16 protein-coding genes and 2 rRNA genes are annotated in these 19,149 nt (G+C 41.5%); 12 read left to right on the forward strand and 6 right to left on the reverse strand.

Annotation, left to right across the window (positions count from 1 at the left end; translation table 11 throughout):
* Positions 1–6: 6 nt before the first annotated feature.
* Both ACJAZP_RS13960 and cyaY read right to left on the reverse strand, forming a co-directional pair.
* Positions 7–240, reverse strand: a complete 234-nt coding sequence (locus tag ACJAZP_RS13960) for a hypothetical protein (RefSeq protein ID WP_415231352.1) — start codon at positions 238–240, stop codon at positions 7–9.
* A gap of 167 nt (positions 241–407) precedes the next feature.
* Positions 408–722: an iron donor protein CyaY gene (gene cyaY / locus ACJAZP_RS13965; RefSeq protein WP_415231353.1), complete on the reverse strand. Its 315-nt coding sequence runs from the start codon at positions 720–722 to the stop codon at positions 408–410.
* Positions 723–867: 145 nt separating this feature from the next.
* Here cyaY and lptM point away from each other — a divergent pair, with 145 nt between their 5' ends.
* The 9 genes from lptM to ACJAZP_RS14010 all read left to right on the forward strand — a co-directional run bounded on the left by lptM (position 868) and on the right by ACJAZP_RS14010 (position 10,277).
* The gene (gene lptM / locus ACJAZP_RS13970) at positions 868–1,050 is read left to right on the forward strand and encodes an LPS translocon maturation chaperone LptM (RefSeq protein WP_415231354.1); all 183 of its coding nucleotides are present in this window, start codon (positions 868–870) and stop codon (positions 1,048–1,050) included.
* 68 nt (positions 1,051–1,118) lie between these two features.
* Positions 1,119–2,384 carry a diaminopimelate decarboxylase gene (gene lysA, locus ACJAZP_RS13975; protein ID WP_415231355.1) on the forward strand — a complete coding sequence of 422 codons (1,266 nt, stop codon included), beginning with the start codon at positions 1,119–1,121 and terminating at the stop codon, positions 2,382–2,384.
* Between the two features lie 32 nt (positions 2,385–2,416).
* Positions 2,417–3,244, forward strand: coding sequence for a diaminopimelate epimerase (gene dapF / locus ACJAZP_RS13980; protein ID WP_415231356.1), 828 nt, complete (start codon positions 2,417–2,419; stop codon positions 3,242–3,244).
* Positions 3,245–3,351: 107 nt separating this feature from the next.
* Positions 3,352–4,251, forward strand: a complete 900-nt coding sequence (xerC, locus tag ACJAZP_RS13985) for a tyrosine recombinase XerC (RefSeq protein ID WP_415231366.1) — start codon at positions 3,352–3,354, stop codon at positions 4,249–4,251.
* Between the two features lie 33 nt (positions 4,252–4,284).
* A complete protein-coding gene (locus ACJAZP_RS13990) occupies positions 4,285–4,992 on the forward strand; it encodes an HAD-IA family hydrolase (protein ID WP_415231357.1) in 708 nt (235 codons plus the stop codon).
* Between the two features lie 36 nt (positions 4,993–5,028).
* A complete protein-coding gene (gene uvrD / locus ACJAZP_RS13995) occupies positions 5,029–7,200 on the forward strand; it encodes a DNA helicase II (protein WP_415231358.1) in 2,172 nt (723 codons plus the stop codon).
* Between the two features lie 188 nt (positions 7,201–7,388).
* A complete protein-coding gene (locus tag ACJAZP_RS14000) occupies positions 7,389–7,844 on the forward strand; it encodes a hypothetical protein (protein ID WP_415231359.1) in 456 nt (151 codons plus the stop codon).
* A 138-nt stretch (positions 7,845–7,982) separates the two neighbouring features.
* A complete protein-coding gene (gene argS / locus ACJAZP_RS14005; RefSeq protein WP_415231367.1) occupies positions 7,983–9,731 on the forward strand; it encodes an arginine--tRNA ligase in 1,749 nt (582 codons plus the stop codon).
* A 3-nt stretch (positions 9,732–9,734) separates the two neighbouring features.
* On the forward strand, positions 9,735–10,277 hold the full coding sequence (locus ACJAZP_RS14010) for an SPOR domain-containing protein (RefSeq protein ID WP_415231360.1): 543 nt from the start codon (positions 9,735–9,737) through the stop codon (positions 10,275–10,277).
* A gap of 306 nt (positions 10,278–10,583) precedes the next feature.
* Here the strand turns inward: ACJAZP_RS14010 and melB are convergent, their stop codons facing one another.
* Together melB and ACJAZP_RS14020 are read right to left on the reverse strand one after the other, a co-directional pair.
* Positions 10,584–11,966: a melibiose:sodium transporter MelB gene (melB, locus tag ACJAZP_RS14015; RefSeq protein WP_415231361.1), complete on the reverse strand. Its 1,383-nt coding sequence runs from the start codon at positions 11,964–11,966 to the stop codon at positions 10,584–10,586.
* 360 nt (positions 11,967–12,326) lie between these two features.
* The gene (locus ACJAZP_RS14020) at positions 12,327–14,441 is read right to left on the reverse strand and encodes an alpha-galactosidase (protein WP_415231362.1); all 2,115 of its coding nucleotides are present in this window, start codon (positions 14,439–14,441) and stop codon (positions 12,327–12,329) included.
* A 254-nt stretch (positions 14,442–14,695) separates the two neighbouring features.
* Here ACJAZP_RS14020 and ACJAZP_RS14025 point away from each other — a divergent pair, with 254 nt between their 5' ends.
* The 3 genes from ACJAZP_RS14025 to hslU all read left to right on the forward strand — a co-directional run bounded on the left by ACJAZP_RS14025 (position 14,696) and on the right by hslU (position 17,760).
* Positions 14,696–15,700, forward strand: coding sequence for a substrate-binding domain-containing protein (locus ACJAZP_RS14025; protein ID WP_415231363.1), 1,005 nt, complete (start codon positions 14,696–14,698; stop codon positions 15,698–15,700).
* A gap of 159 nt (positions 15,701–15,859) precedes the next feature.
* Complete coding sequence (gene hslV, locus ACJAZP_RS14030; RefSeq protein ID WP_415231364.1) at positions 15,860–16,414, forward strand: ATP-dependent protease subunit HslV; 555 nt, start codon at positions 15,860–15,862, stop codon at positions 16,412–16,414.
* Positions 16,415–16,425: 11 nt separating this feature from the next.
* Entirely contained in the window at positions 16,426–17,760 is a 1,335-nt protein-coding gene (gene hslU / locus ACJAZP_RS14035) for an HslU--HslV peptidase ATPase subunit (protein WP_415231365.1), read from the forward strand.
* Between the two features lie 970 nt (positions 17,761–18,730).
* On the opposite strand, the gene rrf is transcribed toward hslU, so the two are convergent.
* Positions 18,731–18,846 (reverse strand): 5S ribosomal RNA (gene rrf / locus ACJAZP_RS14040).
* A 197-nt stretch (positions 18,847–19,043) separates the two neighbouring features.
* A 23S ribosomal RNA gene (locus tag ACJAZP_RS14045) occupies positions 19,044–19,149 on the reverse strand; the annotation flags it as partial.

Raw genomic sequence — 19,149 nt, forward strand, 5'->3', positions numbered from 1 at the left:
CTTTATTTATTTAACCACAGCATCATTAATTTCATTTAAAGTTCCGCGAGCAGCATCTGCATTCCAGTAAAAGCTGTACCAGGGTTCAGGATGATCGGCCGAGCGCCAACTTTCCCTTGGAAATTCAAGCTCAATATAATTATCATGGAGTGAATACACCGAAGCCTCGATGTCAGTATCGCTTGCAATCCAAAAAGCGATTAGTGCAATAAGCGGATAAACAATAAATAATTTAAACATGATTCACTCCATTTACGGTATACGAGATTGTTTACTTTAAAAAAACTAAAAACAACAACCCTGCACTGATTATATTTTCAAATATATATAACAGTCAATAATCTGCTACAAAGTTATCAGAAGGTCATTTTAAACAGATCTCGCAGAATAACGTCTTTTATTCGATATTAATTAAAATCTACCTTTTCTTTTGATTGTTTGAAAATTGCCGCAGATAAAAAGCTTAAAAACTCATCACCACTGCGGTCATCTATCCATTTACCCTCTTTATAATCATAATGATGACCATTTTCTAAGGTCGCCAACCAAACTTGATGCAGGGGCTGCTGACGGTTAATAATCAACTTAGTATGGTTTTCAAACTCAAGTGTTAATAAACTACCATTTTGGTCATAATCTACATCCGCACCTGATTCTTCAATTCTCTCTTCTATCTTTTGGTAGAGCTGATCAGCTAATTGTATAAATTCACTATCATTCACATTACTTCCCCTTTGCTTTTTAACAATGAAATGCGATTATATACTCAAACTAGGTAAAGATGCAGGAATCAGTCTATTTAAGCTGTTTGCATGTAAACAAATATCATTATCAATGCGGCGCGACAAAAACTCGCTGGGAAAAAGTATGAAAAACATTAATTTATCTATTGCAGCGTTGCTTTTTGCAGCTTTATTGACGGGTTGCGGTAAAAGCGGTTCTCTGTATAGAACCCCTGAACCTGAAACTCAGGTTAAACCACAAAATACAGCACCGAGCCCAGCAGAAACAGCTGACAGTGACACCAAAAAAATCACTGCAAGCGAATAACAAAATTTAATTTGTTATTGTTTAACACATTGATTTTACATATTTAAGAAAATAAAAAGGATTTACAATTGGATCACTTTAATTATCAAAATGATGGCCGTCTTTTTGTTGAAGGGTTACCTGTAGAGCACGTTATTAAAAAAACAGGTACACCAGCCTATATCTACTCGCGAGCAACCATCGAGCGTCATTGGCAAGCTTTTGACCGCGCAGCAGGTAAACACCCTCATCTGATATGTTACGCCGTTAAAGCAAACTCTAATTTGGCTGTATTAAATCTGATGGCAAGAATGGGATCCGGATTTGATATTGTTTCTGTCGGAGAATTAATGCGGGTGATTCAAGCCGGTGGCGATCCGAAAAAAATCGTCTTCTCAGGCGTAGGTAAAACGGAAGTCGAAATATCAGCGGCACTGCAGGCCAACATTATGTGCTTTAATGTTGAATCCATTTCCGAACTGTACCGCATTAATGGCGTTGCCAAAGCCTTAAATGTCAAAGCGCCTATCTCAATTCGCATTAATCCTAATATTGATGCCGGTACTCATCCTTATATCTCTACCGGTTTAAAAGAAAATAAATTTGGTATCGAAATTGAACAGGCGTTAGACGTTTATCAGATAGCCAGAGATCTTGAATTTTTAGAAATAAAAGGCGTGGATTGCCATATCGGTTCGCAGTTAACTGAAATTGCTCCTTTTATTGAAGCCTTAGACAAATTGTTAATTTTAATCGACCTACTGGCAGAACAGGGTATTACTATCTCTCACCTTGATCTCGGAGGCGGCTTAGGCGTACCTTATAACCAAGAAACGCCGCCGGAGCCTGCTCAATATATGACCGCAATCATTAATAGAATGGCCGGTCGCAGTCTCAAACTTATTTTTGAGCCCGGTCGTGCCATTATGGCAAATGCAGGTGTGCTGGTGACTAAAGTTGAATTCTTAAAACTCAATGATTACAAAAACTTTGCCATTGTCGATGCGGCGATGAATGATTTAATCCGCCCGGCGTTATACAGTGCATGGCAAAATATTATCCCATTAAACAACGTTTATACCGATGGCAAAGATCGTCCTGTACGTAACTATGACATTGTGGGTCCCATTTGTGAAACCGGTGACTTTTTGGGTAAAGAGCGTCAGCTTGAGTTAGCTGAAGGTGATTATCTTGTTATCCGCAGTACCGGTGCCTATGGCGCAACCATGAGTTCTAACTATAACTCACGTTGCCGGGCTGCAGAAATACTGGTCGATGGTGACAAAGCTTTTGTCGTACGTGAACGCGAAGAACTCAAAGATTTATGGCGTGGTGAGCACGTTTTACCAAAATAATAACGCTGACTTAAATTCAACAACGAGAAATAATGAATATTCAATTTTCAAAAATGCACGGCTTAGGTAATGATTTTATGGTCATTGACAATGTCACGCAAAATGTATTTCTTTCTAAAGATACGATCCGCCGTTTGGCAGATCGTAATTTTGGTATCGGTTTTGACCAATTATTAATGATTGAACCGCCCTATGATCCGGAGCTGGATTTTCATTATCGTATTTTTAATGCCGATGGCAGTGAAGTAGAGCAGTGCGGTAATGGTGCGCGTTGTTTTGCACGTTTTGTTAAAATGAAAGGTTTGACACAAAAACGGGTAATTAACGTCAGTACCGGCAATGGTAAAATTCAGCTTAAAATCGAGCATGATGGTAATATTACCGTGGATATGGGTAAACCTATTCTGGATCCTGCAAAAGTACCTTTTGAAGCTCAGAAAGAGGAAAAAACCTATATTCTACGCGTAGAGGACCATACTGTTCTATGCGGCGTGGTTTCCATGGGTAATCCGCATTGTGTGGTATTGGTTGATGATGTTGATACGGCGCCGGTTGCAACTCTGGGCCCGTTATTAGAAACCCATGAACGTTTTCCTAACAAGGTAAATGTTGGTTTCTTAGAAATAAAAAGCCGCGATCGTGCACGCTTAAGGGTTTGGGAGCGCGGTGTAGGCGAAACATTAGCCTGTGGCACCGGCGCTTGTGCTGCCGCTGTGGTGGGGCAATTGCAGGGTAAATTAGATACCCACTGTACAATTGAATTACCCGGCGGTGAACTGCGCTTTTTTTGGCAAGCAGGACAAAGTGTCAGAATGACCGGCACTGCTGAGTTTGTTTTTGATGGACAAATTCAAATCTAAGCTCAGCTTCTGACTCTCTATTAATAAGTGTGATTTTTATCTGTATTGCTGAAAATGACACTTTTTTTCTCTCTAAAAATATAATGAGTAAAGCTATGCAAACAAAGATGCAACCTTTACGACCCCTTATCGATAGCTACTTAAATCATATTGCCAGCCAGCGCGGTTTGAGTCCGGTGACCATCACCAACTACCAACGTAATTTAGCTGAATTTGTTACCTTATTAATTGAAAGTAACATAAGCTGCTGGACAGACTTAGACAGTCAACTGGTGCGTTTAATGGTTAAAACCCTGCATAAAAGGGGTCTTAAAGCCCGTTCTATTGCCACCAAACTTTCCGCTTTACGTTCTTTTTTAGACTATTTAGTACAGATTGATACTTTAACCAATAATCCGGCAAAAGGAGTCTCTGCACCCAAATTAGATAAACCCCTGCCTAAAAACGTCTCCGTTGATGATATGTTTCAGCTTCTGGATATTGATGAAAAAGATCCGCTTAGTATTCGCGATCAGTGCATGATGGAACTGATGTATTCTTCTGGGTTACGCCTCAGCGAGTTAGTAGGCATTAACTTACAAGACATGAAATTATCTGCAAAAGAGCTGATGGTCACGGGTAAAGGCAGTAAACAGCGTTTATTACCTATTACCGACAGAGCCGTTGCAACTATTAAAATCTGGCTTAAAATCCGCCCTGAATTTTGTATAAAGGACGAAAAAGCACTGTTTGTTTCTAAACAAAAAAAACGCATATCAGCGCGTAATGTACAGGCTAGAATGGAAAAATGGGGCTTAAAACAAGCCTTACCGGGGCATATCAATCCGCATAAATTACGTCACTCCTTTGCTACCCATATGCTTGAATCAAGTGGTAACCTGCGTGCGGTGCAGACTCTGCTCGGACACGCAGACTTAGCCACCACCCAGGTTTATACACACCTCGATTTTCAACATCTATCAAAAGTTTATGATCAGGCGCACCCGCGTGCTAAACGTAAAAAATAACCACAAAATAACTACAGAGATGGATACATCACCATGAAATACTACCGGGCACTTAAACCTTTTAAAGCAATCAGTTTTGATCTTGATGACACCCTTTATGACAACCACCCGATCATCAAAAAAGCCAATCGAGCGATTATTGAGCACCTCAACCAGACCTATCCTGAACTGGCGGAATTGACCGAAAAACAGTGGTCATTATACAAAAATAATGAAGCGCTGGAATTTCCCGAAATAAAACATGATGTTTCTTTATGGCGCACTCAGACACTAACTCGGATCATGACAATTTACGGGATTCCGCAGTTTAAGGCGATAGAGTACGCTCAACATGCTTTTTCTGAGTTTCTAAAACTACGCAGTGATTTTGTGGTGCCAAAATCGAGCTTAAAGCTATTAGATAAGTTAGCACAAACTTACCCGGTAATCGCCATTACCAATGGCAATGTAGATGAATTTAAAATCCAACTTAATGATAAGTTTGAGTTTATTTTAAAAGCCGGTAATGGTTTTAAGTCCAAACCGGAAGCCGATCTGTTCATCGAAGCGGCCAGACGTTTAAACATTGAAGTCAGTGATATTTTACATGTAGGTGACCATTTAATAAGTGATGTTTACGGCGCGCAAAATAATGGTGCGCAAGCGGTTTGGTTTAATCCCAACAAACAATCTCTGAGTGGTGCAATGTTATTACCCACCGTCGAAATCAGCCGTTTAGATCAACTCTATAAACTGCTATAATTTTATTTTACTGAATAAATACACAGGTCTTTTGTTATGGATGTTTCTTACTTAATTGATGATTTAAATGATCAGCAGCGTGCTGCTGTTTCCGCGCCGGAGCAGAATATGCTCGTTTTAGCCGGTGCGGGCAGTGGTAAAACACGTGTTTTAACTCATCGCATCGCCTGGTTGATGCAGGTAGAGAACATTCCGACATATTCTATTTTGGCGGTAACCTTTACCAATAAAGCCGCCAAAGAGATGCGCGGCCGTATTACCGATATTTGCCCGCAGCAGATAGGCGGAATGTGGATAGGTACTTTCCACGGCATTGCCCACCGTCTATTGCGCCTGCATTATCAAGAAGCTAACTTACTAGAACAGTTTCAAATAATTGATAGCGACGATCAGCAAAAGATGATTAAACGTATTATCAAAAGTCTGCATTTAGATGACAAATATTACCCGGCCAAAGAGTTACAATGGTATATCAACGATAAAAAAGATGAGGGTTTACGGGCCAAGCATATTCAAGTGGGTTATAGCCAACAGGAAAAACAACGTCTGCAGGTTTATAAGGCCTACGAAGAGGCTTGCCAGCTGGCCGGATTAGTTGATTTTGCGGAATTATTATTACGTGCCCACGAGTTGCTATTAAACAACCCTGCTCTGTTATTACATTATCAGCAGCGTTTCCGCCATGTCTTGGTCGATGAGTTTCAAGATACCAACAAACTACAATATGCATGGTTAAACCTGCTCACGGATAACAACAGTTATTTGACCATAGTAGGAGATGACGACCAGTCTATTTATGGCTGGCGCGGTGCTGATATTGAGAATATTCAGCGTTTTTTAAGAGAAAAACCCGATCCGGTCACGGTCTGCTTAGAGCAAAACTACCGTTCAACGGGACATATCTTAAATGCCTCTAACCATCTGATTAAAAATAATAGTGACCGATTAGGCAAAGAATTATGGACCAGCGGTGAAGATGGGCAGCCGATTGCCATTTACAGCGCCTTTAATGATTACGATGAAACGCGTTATGTTACCTCGCAGTTACAAGCATGGCAAAATAGCGGTAAAAAACTCGCCGAGTGCGCCATTTTATACCGCAGCAATGCCCAGTCTCGTCTTTTTGAAGAGCAGTTAATGGCGCAGCAGATCCCCTACCATATTTATGGTGGTCAGCGCTTCTTTGATCGTTTAGAGATAAAAGACAGCATCGCTTATCTGCGCTTAATCAACAACCATCAGGATGATGCCGCCTTTGAACGTATTATCAATAAACCTAAACGTAAAATTGGTAATACCACCCTGGATAAGATTCGACTTTGTGCCCGCGAGCAGGGTTATACCATGTGGCAGGCGAGTCAGTTTTTAATTGAGCAGAAACAACTCAGTGCCGGTGCAAAAAATTCATTGTCTCTGTTTATTGAACTTATCAACCGCTTCGAAAGTGAAACCTCGGAGCTGCCTTTATTTCAGACCGTTGACCATGTTATCCGTCACTCCGGTTTACACAGCATGTTCGAAAATGAAAAAGGTGAAAAATCACGCAGCCGTATAGAAAATTTACAAGAACTGGTTTCTGCCACTAAATCTTTTGTTATCCCGGCTGAAGAGCAGGAGATGAACGAGATCACTGCTTTTTTAGCCTATGCCGCATTAGAGTCGGGTGATAACCAGGCCGATGAGTTTGATGATGCCGTGCAATTAATGACCATGCATGCGGCAAAGGGGTTAGAGTTTCCGCAGGTCTTTATAGTCGGTGTGGAAGAAGGCATGTTCCCCGGGCAGCAATCCGCTGACGATGAAGTGCGCTTAGCCGAAGAACGTCGCCTTTGTTATGTGGGTATGACCAGAGCGATGCAAAAACTCACCCTCTGTCATGCGGAAAGTCGCCGTCTATACGGACAGGAAAAATTTCATTCTCCTTCGCGTTTTATCAGTGAATTGCCGGAACAGGATATTGAATATATTCGCCTTAAAACTCAGGTCCGCAGAGTCCAGCAGCCTGCCGTTAAGCAGCCCGCATTTACTCGAGAAAGCCAGGATATTTTAGGCTTTAGTATTGGCCAGCAGGTAAAGCATCCGAAGTTTGGAGAAGGCACCGTGATTGCTCAGGAGGGCAGCGGAGAAAACAGTCGCTTACAGGTGAATTTCATGGGTGTCGGCAGTAAATGGTTAATGAGCGCTTACGCCCGTCTGGAAATAGCATAGGCAGCAGCGATCAACGTTAGGTGAAATAAACATAAAGTTTGAGGTTTTAATGTTTAAATTGAAAAAGGTTAACTAAACTTCATTCAACTGTTTTTATGATACTGAAAAGTCACTTCTGCTAAAGAGCAAAATCAATGATAACGTCGGTATCGATAATGATCTGAAGCGATAATGTTGAGGAGTTTATTATGCGCCTTAAACCGATTAAAGATTTCCTTTATTACATAGCGCAATGTCATCGGGAGCTGGCTGATTTTTATCTTCGACTGAGTATTGAGGTAAATAATGACAAGGTAAAATTATTACTCGATTTTATGCGTAATAAAGAGCAACTATCCTATCTGCAACTCCAGCAATATACGCAGCAAGCCCCTCCCGGTTTATTAGAAACTGGCTTAGATAGTGAATTTAATCACAATTTTCCGATGCAATGTCAGCAGATGGCATTAAAAGCTGAATTATCAATTGATGAGGTTGTCGCTTTGGCAACGAATTTTAATATACAACTGATCGAGTTACTGCAGAACGCCGCCTATAATTCACCCACCATAGAAGCTGAAATTGCGCTTGAGAAACTCACTAATCAAGAAGAGGAAACCTTACACCAAGTGGTTCTGGCCAGTCATGAATTCGAATATATGTGATTTCACCTCGATTCGCTCAGCGTCAATAACCTAATTTCCTCGAAGTATTTATTTAAAAGCCCTTTCCCTAGTCTTCATCTCTTATAAACGGTAGAATCTGTGCTTAATTATTGGCCCGTATCAATTGGTGATTTATCTATGAAAGCGCATATCCAGCAACTACTCGAGCAAGCTATCGTTTGCCTTATAAAACAAAAAATTATTCCTGCGGATATCCAGCCTCGCATCAATATTGATCGCACCAAAGATAAATCCCACGGCGACTACGCGAATAATTTAGCATTAATGTTAGCAAAACCTGCCAAACAAAATCCGCGTCATCTTGCTGAACTGATAGTTGCCAACATGCCTGAATCAGAATTAGTCATAAAAATGGAGATAGCGGGACCTGGATTTATTAACTTTTTTATTAACCCTAACTTTCTGGAAAAGCAGATTGATAGTGCCTATTCGAATGAAAAATTAAATCTATCGGCAGAAGCTAATCCGCAAACCATCGTCATCGATTATTCATCGCCAAATCTGGCTAAAGAGATGCATGTTGGTCACCTGCGTTCATCGATTATTGGTGATGCCGTCGCGCGTACCTTGGAATTTCAAGGCAATAAAGTTATCCGTCAGAACCACGTGGGAGATTGGGGTACACAGTTTGGTATGTTGCTCGCTTATATGGAAGAGTTACGGGCTAAAGGTCAGCCAATTGAAAATAACCTGGCTAATTTAGAAGTCTTTTATCGTGCCGCAAAAGCGCGATTTGATGAATCAGAAGATTTTGCAACCCGCGCACGACATTTAGTGGTTGAGCTTCAGGGCGGCAATAAAGAGTGTTTAAAACTGTGGGCACAATTTAATGAAACCAGTCTTTCACACTGTCAAGAAACCTATCAGCGTTTAGGTGTAAGCCTGACGCGTGCAGACGTTCGCGGAGAAAGTAGCTATAACGATCAGTTAGCGGTAATAGTTGCTGATCTTGATAAACAAGGTTTATTACAAGAGAGCCAGGGCGCTAAATGTGTCTTTTTGGATAACTTTAAAAATAAAGAAGGTGACCCGCTACCGGTTATTATTCAGAAAAAAGATGGCGGTTTCCTCTATGCAACCTCGGATCTTGCCGCGATGCGTTACCGCCAAAATGAACTGCATGCCGATCGCATGCTTTATTTTGTCGATGCCCGTCAGGGATTACACTTCCAGCAGGTTTTTGAAGTTGCCCGTTCGGCGGGTTTTGTTAATGACAAAACATCACTTGAACATATGCCCTTCGGAACCGTAATGGGTGAAGATGGCCGTCCCTTTAAAACCCGTTCAGGGTCGGTTGCCAAATTGGCTGATTTACTCACAGAGGCAGAAGTGCGCGCTTATGAGTTAGTCAAAGAAAAAAATAAAGAGATGCCTGAGCAGGAACTTCGCCATATTGCGTCGGTGGTGGGTATATCTTCGGTTAAATATGCCGATCTTTCTAAAAACCGTAGCAGTGATTATACTTTCAGTTTTGACAGTATGTTAAGTTTTGAAGGTAATACCGCACCTTATCTGCTTTATGCTTATACACGTGTTGTAAGTATCTTTAATAAAGCCGGAATCGAAATGGACAGTGTCACTGCGGCGGTTTCTTTGAGCGAAGAGAAAGAGATAGATCTTGCTAATAAACTGATCCAATTTAATGAAATTATTAATCAGGTTGCTAAACAGGGTATGCCACACTTTTTATGTTCATACCTGTTTGAACTCGCCGGGCTCTTTTCAAGCTTTTACGAGGCTTGCCCTATTTTGATTGCGGAAACCGAAACACAAAAACAGAGCCGCCTGAAACTAGCCGGATTAACCGCTAAAACCCTTAAGCAAGGTTTGTCACTACTGGGAATTAACACTCTGGAGCGCATGTAATCTATGGCAACCCAAAACAGACGAAAACCTTCTAAAGCAGGAGGTCCCAAAAAGTCCTCCGCGCGTAAACGCACGGCGGTGAAGCAAACAGCAGCTAATAAAGGTATCCCCTATTTAGCAGTTTTAGCAGTTGTGCTGATCATCGGGTTTATTAGTTTTTTTATGTTTGGGGTTGAAAAACCGCCCGCTGTGCAAACAGTTAATAAAGCTGTACAGAAAAAAGAGGAAGTTTTACCCGAAAAACCTCAACCTGTCTGGGAATATGAAAATACTCTTAAGACAAAGAAAATAACCGTTGATATTCCCGAAGATAAAAGCGAAAGCCAACCTTATCAAATGCAGTGTGCTTCATTCCGCGCAAGGGGTGATGCTGAATCACTCAAGGCTAAAATTGCATTTCAGGGTTTAACCGCCGAAGTAAAAAAAACAGGTAACTGGTATCGGGTTATTTTAGGGCCCTATGAACGTAAAAGACTGGCGGAAAAACACCGTCATAAACTGCAACGCGCTAAAATCAATGGCTGCCAAATTTGGTTCTGGCGTTAATAAAATGATTGCTCGGAACTGTTAACCTTTGATGTCATCATAACTGGATATTATATTTTCTGCCGGCTGGGCAGAAAGAGCGGATAAGTTGTTCTATATGAGTCACTGATAAGGTAGTTGGAAGGCAAACAGCCTCAGCCTTTCGACTCGCTGATTTTTGTATATTAAGGTAGATTGTTATAGATGCAGGTTAGAGTAGAAACGCTATTTAAATTTGCTTAGATAAAAGCCATTACTATGTAGTAATGGCTTTTTTTTAAATGAATAACTTCTTCAGGTTTAAAGCAAGTAGAAAAAAGTACTTTATCAAGCTTCTGCTGGAATCCCCTCTAGCGGAACATTCTCTGCTTTTTCTTCATAATCTTTAGCATTAAAACCTTCATGGAGATGGTAATAACGTTTGTAAACAATGCCACTGATTGTCATCAGTAGGATTGGCAGACCAATCATCATTATCTGGATACCCATGATAGTGTCGCTTGACTGCACTATATTAGGTACGTAACCGACAACCGTCAGACCCATACCAACGATGAAAGCACCTGCTGCACCGGCAAATTTCACCAACATGGTTTGTACAGAGAAAATAACACTCTCAGTACGGCGGCCTGTTTTGTACTCACTGTAGTCAACAACGTCAGCTAACATGACGGTTTGCAGTGCATTTGCAATACCAACACCAAATTTAATCGCGGCTCCAGCCAAACCAATTAACAGCACATTTCCGGGTGTGATAATACTCATTGCCAGTAAAACCAGACAAGAAAGGATAGGAAAACCACAAGCAACTACCCATAGATTCTTACGCGGTAGAAATGCCGCCAAACGGGGAAAGAAGAACACACCCGCCACTTCTGCTGCACCCGCTACCATCATATAAATAGGAAACAGTTCGGGATTACCCAGCGCATAAGTGAAGTAGTAGATAGCAAAGCCGCCAACCAACATATTTGCAACCTGAAAAGACAATACGGTACCAATTAGCGCTTTTAGCTGATCGTTCTTACCCACAATGGCCAAAACATCTTTAAAATTGAACTTCGCTGCTGGCTTAGCCGTGACCGCTACGGTCTTTTCTTTTACATTACGAACGGTAAGTAGAGCACTGAGTATGAACAGAACAGCAATCACAATAGATGCCTTGAAAAATCCCTCCCCTTGATCGCCATCTCCCAATACACTGACGAAATATAGACCGTATGAACCAGTAACAAACCATGCAAGGCTAGCGAAAAGCCGTGGCCAAACAACTAATTTTTCCCGTTCCTGACGTGAGCTTGAAAGTGCAGGAATCATCGACCAGTATGGAATATCCATAACGGTGTAGGTCAATCCCCATAAAATGTATGCTGCAGTCGCGTAAATATATAACGCCGTACCTTCAAAGTAATGCGTACAGAAAAGTGCAATCAAAACACCTGCATTCAAAACTGTACCAATTAGGATCCAGGGGCGGAATTTACCCATTTTTGAACGCGTATTATCAACAATAACACCCATCATAGGGTCAGTAACCGCATCAAGAATTCGAGCCACAAGAAAGATAGTACCCACAAATGCCGCAGACAAGCCTGCAACATCAGTAAAATAGAACATTAAGAAAATATAGATTGGCGCACAGGCAAGGTCTTTACCTAAAGCGCCAACACCATAGGACAATTTGGTTTGCAGTGTAATGTTTTCAGACATAATGTTTTCCTTTAGGCTAGTTACTGTTTGTCTAACTAGACTCAGCAGCACTGACCTTGTTGTTTATTAAATTGATAAGAAGATCTTAATTGCTCACTGAAAGTATTTCTGTGATCAACAACCGTTTAGAGGAAACGTTTCCATAAAGTAATTAAAAAACGTGACGCAGAACATTTACTGCAACTTAATAAGCGAAAAACAGGGTTTTTTTTCAACAAGGGTCACAGTTTTACAGAGGTTTTTTATGAAAACGATTACATATTTATACAAAATGGGAAAAAAAAGAATAAAAAAAACCGGTTATTTAAAAAAATAACCGGTTAATTTGTATATAACCTCATATATCGGTAGTTTCGTTAATTAGATCCGCTCAAATTTAATCAAGATAGCGCTCTCAGCATCAAGAATAGGCATAGTCAAACCAACTTCGTCACACCAGGACCCTGATAACTTACAACCAGATTCTGTCCATACGGGCTGGTAATTGACTATTTCATCATAGTCTGCCGGCTTATCAATGACTGAAATATGATAGAGGGCCTTTGCGTCCAAACCCGGTATCCGCAGGTGACCACTCAAGGCATTGGTCGGCATAGCCAACTGCGCAATCATAACAACAGCCTCGGATTTATCCTGTGCAATCACCGCGTGAATCTGATGAGCCGGGTCGTCACTTGGAACACGCCATGTTTGGCCATTATGCAATAGCGGCCGAAGCATTTTGTGCAGTTTAATATAGCGCTCAAAACCTTGTTTCTCTTCCTGATTTTCATTCACGGGATCCAGTTCTATGCCCATATGACCGAACAACGCCGTCAAGCCGCGGAATTCAATACTGTGTCGACGGCGAGTACTGTGGCAATAACTCGCACCGATATGACTGCCCATCACTTCCGGCGGGAAAAAGTAACTCATTCCGCGTTGAATACTCTGCCGCTCCAATGCGTCGTTATTGTCTGACGGCCAAAAGCGCTGAGTTCGTTTCAGTACTTCAAAATCAATTCGCCCACCGCCGGCAGCACAAGACTCGATTTCTACCAGAGGATGCTCCGCTCGAACCTTATCGATCAGCTGATAATAGCGCTCAACCTGTTGATATGCTGCCGCTTTACCTAAGTGACCAGGCTGTACTACCTCGCGGTTCATATCCCATTTAATGTAGGCAATATTGTATTTTCCAAGAAAATAAACCAACCTGCCCAGAAGATAGGTGAAAGCCTCCTCATTTTGTAAATCAATGACATACTGATTACGCCCAGTTGGTTGCTGGTATCCATCCAACGCTAATAACCATTCAGGATGAAGACGGTAAAGATCAGAGTTTTTGTTGATCATCTCCGGTTCAAACCACAGACCAAACTCCATTCCCAGTGAGTTCACATGCTCGACCACTGGCTTTAATCCATTAGGATATTTACCGTTATCAAGGAACCAGTCCCCTAATCCGGCTGTATCTCCATTGCGTCCCTTGAACCAACCATCATCGATAATAAAACGTTCAACACCCATTTCAGCCGCCTGAGTGGCCATCGCCATAATGTACTCCGGATCGTGTTCGAAGTAGATGCCCTCCCAAGTATTGAGATGAATTGGTCGTGGTCGATTGGCAAAGTCGCTTGGTAAAATGGTTTTTCGCACATGAGAGTGGAACTGCTGACTCATACCATTCAAGCCTTGATGACTCGAGCTTGCATATAACCAAGGCGTGGTTAAGCTTTGATCTTTTTCTAACGATACTTCTCCCGGCATATAAATCACTTCGGCCTGCATAAAACGGCGGCCGTCTGCTTTTACATCAACACGAAGTCTGTGGTTACCACTCCAGGCAAGATGAAAACCCCAGACATCTCCACAAAGCTCACCAAAGTGCGTCGTTCCAGCAACTAGCGCAGGGTAGTGTTCGTGTGATGTTCGACCACGACGATTCTCCTGCTGATAACCCCCCTGCAACAATGGTTGACGTAGCGTTTGAAACTCATGAACCCAACGACCGTAATAGGTCATTAATTCATTAGCACGAGCAGGTAGAGGCAAAGTATTTGCTAAACGATTCACCTGGTACACACCGTTTTTGATGTTTGTCAGTGTCTGACGGGTTTTAAGCACATCATAGGCATCCAAGCAAAGCTCGGTTACCAGGCGCAGTCCTGCCTGCGTATCTTCACTGATAATTATCAGCGCTTGATCTTCTTGATTAATTTCTTTAATCATAAAAACCGGAGCCCAATCCATACCGGCTCGATGCCCTTCTACACCCGGACTGCTGAAAATCCCACGACCAAGCTCTGGGCTTAATGTCATTGCGATATCAGTATCTAACCGGCCGTATGGCACTGGCCGTTGCAGCGCCATACGAAAACTGGCCAGATCACCTTTTATCGGTGCTCCCCAATGTAAAATCTCAGCGTATTCTCCCAACTCTATAATTAGCTGGGTTTGTTGTCCGGTCAGCTCAATCAGCTTTTTCTCAATCATCACGCTCTACCTTAAATTATAAAATCACCCGCATACTAAAGAAAAGAATAAAAGTTTCAGTGATCTACTTCATGACAATGGAAACGTTTCCTGACGAGGATTTTGATTGTATTATCTATGTTGGCAATCATTCTAAACTGCAATATGTCATTTCAAGCAATACATTGACCTCAGGACACAAAACGTTCTTTTAACATTTGTTTTCTGACCATATCCATTGTTTAATTAGCTGCTAATATAATTAAGAGGATTCTATGGCTACTATTAAAGACGTCGCAAAAGAAGCAGGTGTATCAATAGCGACTACATCCAGAGCCATTAACAACGCCCCCCATACCAGTGAATCAGCTATTATCGCGGTCAAAAAAGCGATAAAAAAACTCGGTTATCGGCCCAATGCCCATGCCAGATCACTGGTCAGTAAGTCTTCTAATGCGATCGGTGTGCTGGTTAATGACGTATCAGCTCCCTTCTTTGGCAGCATGGTGAAAGCGATTGAAAAAATCGCCAGTGAACAACAAAAACAGCTTTTGATTGGCAGTGGTTATCATAATGCAATCAAAGAGCGGAATGCTATAAATTTACTGATCAACAGCAGCTGTAAATCTCTGGTTATTCATAGTAAAGGCCTGTCAGATCAAGAGCTGACCAGTCTCGCTGCTGAAATACCTGGAATGGTTGTAATTAACCGTATTGTTCCTGACATTGCCTCCCGCTGTATTGCTTTGGATAACCACAAAGGCTCCTACATAGCAACCGAGTATCTGATTCGTAATGGTCACAAACACATTGCTTATATCTGCTCTAGCCATGATATTGAAGACGCTCATGATCGCAAAGCCGGCTATCTCGATGCTCTTGGTGATAACGGTATTGAAGCAAGAGATGAATACATAGAGTACAGTGAGCCTGACGAGCTAGGTGGTGAGCAGGCAATGATTAACCTTATCGCAAAAAACACCCCGATCACCGCCATCGCCACCTACAACGACGAAATGGCCGCAGGTTGTCTGGTTTTGCTTCAAGAAAACGGAGTGCGAATTCCAGAAGATATGTCGGTAATTGGCTTCGACGATAGCCACATTGCACGTTTTATCTATCCGCGACTGACAACCATCCGCTACCCGATTCAAGTGATGGCAAACGAAGCAGTTAAGATGGCATTGCAATTAGCCAACAATCAAGAAGCAGACCAAAAACAACACCGATTATTTATGCCTACTCTGGTACGCCGCGCATCGGTGGCAAGTATTAAATAATGAGTAGCAGGAGACTAATAAAAAAAATGAACAAACAAAAAGTTGTCCTTTTCGCTTTACACACCCCTTGAAAAAAACAATTATCCCCCACATATATTATGTATTAATAAGAGCCTATTTTTTACGGCCCATTCTATTTATCACTTTTAAGGTAAAAATATGACTACCATTGTTTCAGTACGTCGTGGCAACCAAGTTGTTGTTGGTGGTGATGGCCAAGTTTCTCTTGGCAATACGGTTATGAAAAGTAACGCGCGTAAAGTACACAGACTCTATAACAATCAAGTAATCGCTGGTTTTGCTGGCGGCACTGCAGATGCATTTACGCTGTTAGAGCGATTTGAGGCTAAGCTGCAGGCACATCAAGGGAATCTTGAACGTGCGGCGGTCGAATTAGCGAAAGACTGGCGAAGTGATCGCGCATTGCGCAAACTTGAAGCACTATTAGCGGTGGCGGATAAAAACTCTTCTTATATTATTACTGGTAATGGTGATGTGGTTCGACCTGAAAATGATCTGATAGCAATCGGCTCTGGTGGTAATTTTGCACAGTCGGCAGCGATAGCATTGTTAGAAAACACCGATTTAGATGCGAAAACAATTGTTCAAAAAGCATTGACTATAGCCGGCAGTATTTGTGTTTTTACAAATACAACACAAACCATTGAATGCATTGATTTCCCTGATGAAATCACTACAAAAAGTAAAAAATAGGGTACATAACTATGTCAAACATGACACCAAAAGAAATTAAACATGAGTTAGATCGCCATATCATTGGCCAAGACAATGCCAAACGAGCGGTTGCAATTGCACTCCGTAATCGCTGGCGCCGTATGCAACTTGATGAAGATATTCGTCAAGAGGTCACTCCAAAAAATATTTTGATGATCGGTCCTACCGGCGTAGGTAAAACAGAAATTGCCCGCCGTTTAGCAAGACTCGCTAATGCGCCGTTTATAAAAGTTGAAGCTACTAAATTTACTGAAGTGGGTTATGTTGGTAAAGAAGTAGAATCGATCATTCGTGATCTCGTTGATGTCGCTATTAAACTGACACGCGAAGAAGAAATGGCAAAGGTTACCCATAAAGCAGAAGATTTAGCTGAAGATCGTATCTTAGATATACTTATTCCACCTGCCAAAACAGGCAATGATTGGGAAGATGTTAAAACAGAAGATAGCGCAGCAAGACAGTCTTTCCGTAAAAAACTGCGTGAAGGTACATTGGATGATAAAGAGGTTGAAATAGATCTGCCTATGCAACAAATCGGGGTGGAAATAATGGCGCCTCCCGGCATGGAAGAGATGACCAATCAGTTACAAGGCATGTTTCAAAATATGTCAGGTAAAGATCAAACTAAAAAACGCAAAATGAAAATTAAAGAGGCGTTAAAATTACTGATCGAGTCGGAAGCTGCAAAATTAGTGAATGAAGAAGATCTTAAAGAAAAAGCACTCTTTTCTGCTGAAAATAACGGTATTATCTTTATCGACGAAATAGATAAAATTTGTAAACGTGGTGATAGTTCCGGCCCTGACGTATCAAGAGAAGGTGTACAACGAGATTTATTACCTTTAATTGAAGGATCTACCGTTAGCACTAAGCATGGCATGGTGAAAACTGACCATATGTTATTTATCGCATCGGGTGCATTCCAAATTGCTAAACCTTCAGATCTTATTCCTGAATTACAGGGCCGTTTACCTATCAGAGTTGAATTAGAAGCACTGACAGAAGGAGATCTGGCGAGAATATTAACCGAGCCTAAAGCTTCCTTAAGTGAGCAGTATCAGGCCCTATTAGCAACCGAAGGTGTCACGCTTCAATTTACTAAAGACGGCATAGATAAAATTGCTAAATCTGCCTGGCATGTAAACGAAACGACCGAAAATATAGGCGCACGTCGTTTGCACACATTATTAGAACGTATTCTAGATGAACTTTCCTATGAAGCGTCAGAACGCCAGGGTGAATCAGTGACCATTGATGAAAACTATGTTGCTGAAAGATTAGATGATTTGTTGGAAGATGAAGATTTAAGCCGCTACATTCTATAAAAACAACAATCTATTGAACAAAAAGGGATTCGATGTGGATCCCTTTTTTTGTAACGTTTAACGTGGTCAACTAAACTCACTCCAATTAACCTTCCTTTTTAAAATACCCGGTCATCAATTTAAAAGTGTTTCAGCCGCAACAACCCAAATAAGAGTGAATATATTTTATTGCCTAGCTTGTGCAATACCAAAAGCATTAAATTTATGATCAGTTGCTTCAAAGGAAAAATTTACGCTCACAAAGCTGTCGGTATGATTTTGAATAGTAAATCTAATCACTTTATTAATGCATTTGATATGGTGTTATCGGTAGGTTGCATTCTATGCACCGCGAGCAGCGAAAATTGGTGCATAGAATGCACCCTACGAGCTATGCGTTTGTTGTCATGGTTGGTGCTAGTTGGCGTTCAAATAAGACAGCCATTAAATTTATGATTAATTTTAAATAGCAAATCAGATCACTTTATTAATGCGTTTAGTATAAAAACTGGCGATTAGCTTGTGCAATACAATATCGATAGAACAGAGTTCGCAGAGCTCACTCGCTTTTAAACCTTGGCTGGCGCCAATTCTACAGGGCACGCAGAGCCCGCTCGTAATACACAGAGTTCCCCCGCCCGTGAACCATCGCTGCTGCGATACTCGCCCTGCGGCATACTTTTTATCTCCGATGTTCGAGTAGTCATCAGAACAAGCGCTTAAACGAAAAAATTCCTGCTGACGTCAGTCAATAGGGATTTATCTGGATTTAATTGCTTAGCTTGTGCGGAATACTGGCGATGGAACAGGGTTCGCAGAGCTCATCCGCTCATGATACTTTGCTGTCGCAAAATTCGCCCTACTATCACATGAGTTGAAACCAACTTCGTTGGTACTCTTAACCTTTCCCCATCTAAGAGTCATCACCACAAGCGCTTAAACGAAAAAATCCCTGCTGACGTAGTCAACAGGGATTATTCGTTTATTAGGAGTCTAGCAATGACCTACTCTCACATGGGGAGACCCCACACTACCATCGGCGCAGCTGCGTTTCACTTCTGAGTTCGGAATGGAATCAGGTGGTACCACAGCGCTATGTTTACTAGACAAAAAAGTTAATTAGAAAAGCTGGTTTTGTTGTTGTTTTTAATCAAGCAATCGTAAATCTTTGTAAAATATGTTTCGCAAGCATATTTCTTTGTCTTGGTTACTTACCTGACCCGTCGAGTTTTCAAGGAGAATGTTAATAACATTCTCTGATTTACTCTACTTATTTGGTCAAGCCAACACGCTTTAGGTGTTGTATGGTTAAGCCTCACGGGTAATTAGTACAAGTTAGCTCAATACATTACTGCACTTACACACCTTGCCTATCAACGTTGTAGTCTCCAACGGCCCTTTAGGGAGCTT

This window comes from Psychromonas sp. (genome assembly GCF_047632955.1).
Taxonomy (GTDB): domain Bacteria; phylum Pseudomonadota; class Gammaproteobacteria; order Enterobacterales; family Psychromonadaceae; genus Psychromonas.

Bases quoted from the DNA above. Each gene is read 5' to 3' on its own strand.
- ACJAZP_RS14025 (WP_415231363.1), top strand. From the start codon at position 14,696: ATGGCTACTATTAAAGACGTCGCAAAAGAAGCAGGTGTATCAATAGCG.
- argS (WP_415231367.1), top strand. From the start codon at position 7,983: ATGAAAGCGCATATCCAGCAACTACTCGAGCAAGCTATCGTTTGCCTT.
- uvrD (WP_415231358.1), top strand. From the start codon at position 5,029: ATGGATGTTTCTTACTTAATTGATGATTTAAATGATCAGCAGCGTGCT.
- hslV (WP_415231364.1), top strand. From the start codon at position 15,860: ATGACTACCATTGTTTCAGTACGTCGTGGCAACCAAGTTGTTGTTGGT.
- melB (WP_415231361.1), bottom strand. From the start codon at position 11,966: ATGTCTGAAAACATTACACTGCAAACCAAATTGTCCTATGGTGTTGGC.
- xerC (WP_415231366.1), top strand. From the start codon at position 3,352: ATGCAACCTTTACGACCCCTTATCGATAGCTACTTAAATCATATTGCC.
- ACJAZP_RS14000 (WP_415231359.1), top strand. From the start codon at position 7,389: ATGCGCCTTAAACCGATTAAAGATTTCCTTTATTACATAGCGCAATGT.
- ACJAZP_RS13990 (WP_415231357.1), top strand. From the start codon at position 4,285: ATGAAATACTACCGGGCACTTAAACCTTTTAAAGCAATCAGTTTTGAT.
- hslU (WP_415231365.1), top strand. From the start codon at position 16,426: ATGTCAAACATGACACCAAAAGAAATTAAACATGAGTTAGATCGCCAT.
- dapF (WP_415231356.1), top strand. From the start codon at position 2,417: ATGAATATTCAATTTTCAAAAATGCACGGCTTAGGTAATGATTTTATG.
- lptM (WP_415231354.1), top strand. From the start codon at position 868: ATGAAAAACATTAATTTATCTATTGCAGCGTTGCTTTTTGCAGCTTTA.
- ACJAZP_RS14020 (WP_415231362.1), bottom strand. From the start codon at position 14,441: ATGATTGAGAAAAAGCTGATTGAGCTGACCGGACAACAAACCCAGCTA.
- ACJAZP_RS13960 (WP_415231352.1), bottom strand. From the start codon at position 240: ATGTTTAAATTATTTATTGTTTATCCGCTTATTGCACTAATCGCTTTT.
- ACJAZP_RS14010 (WP_415231360.1), top strand. From the start codon at position 9,735: ATGGCAACCCAAAACAGACGAAAACCTTCTAAAGCAGGAGGTCCCAAA.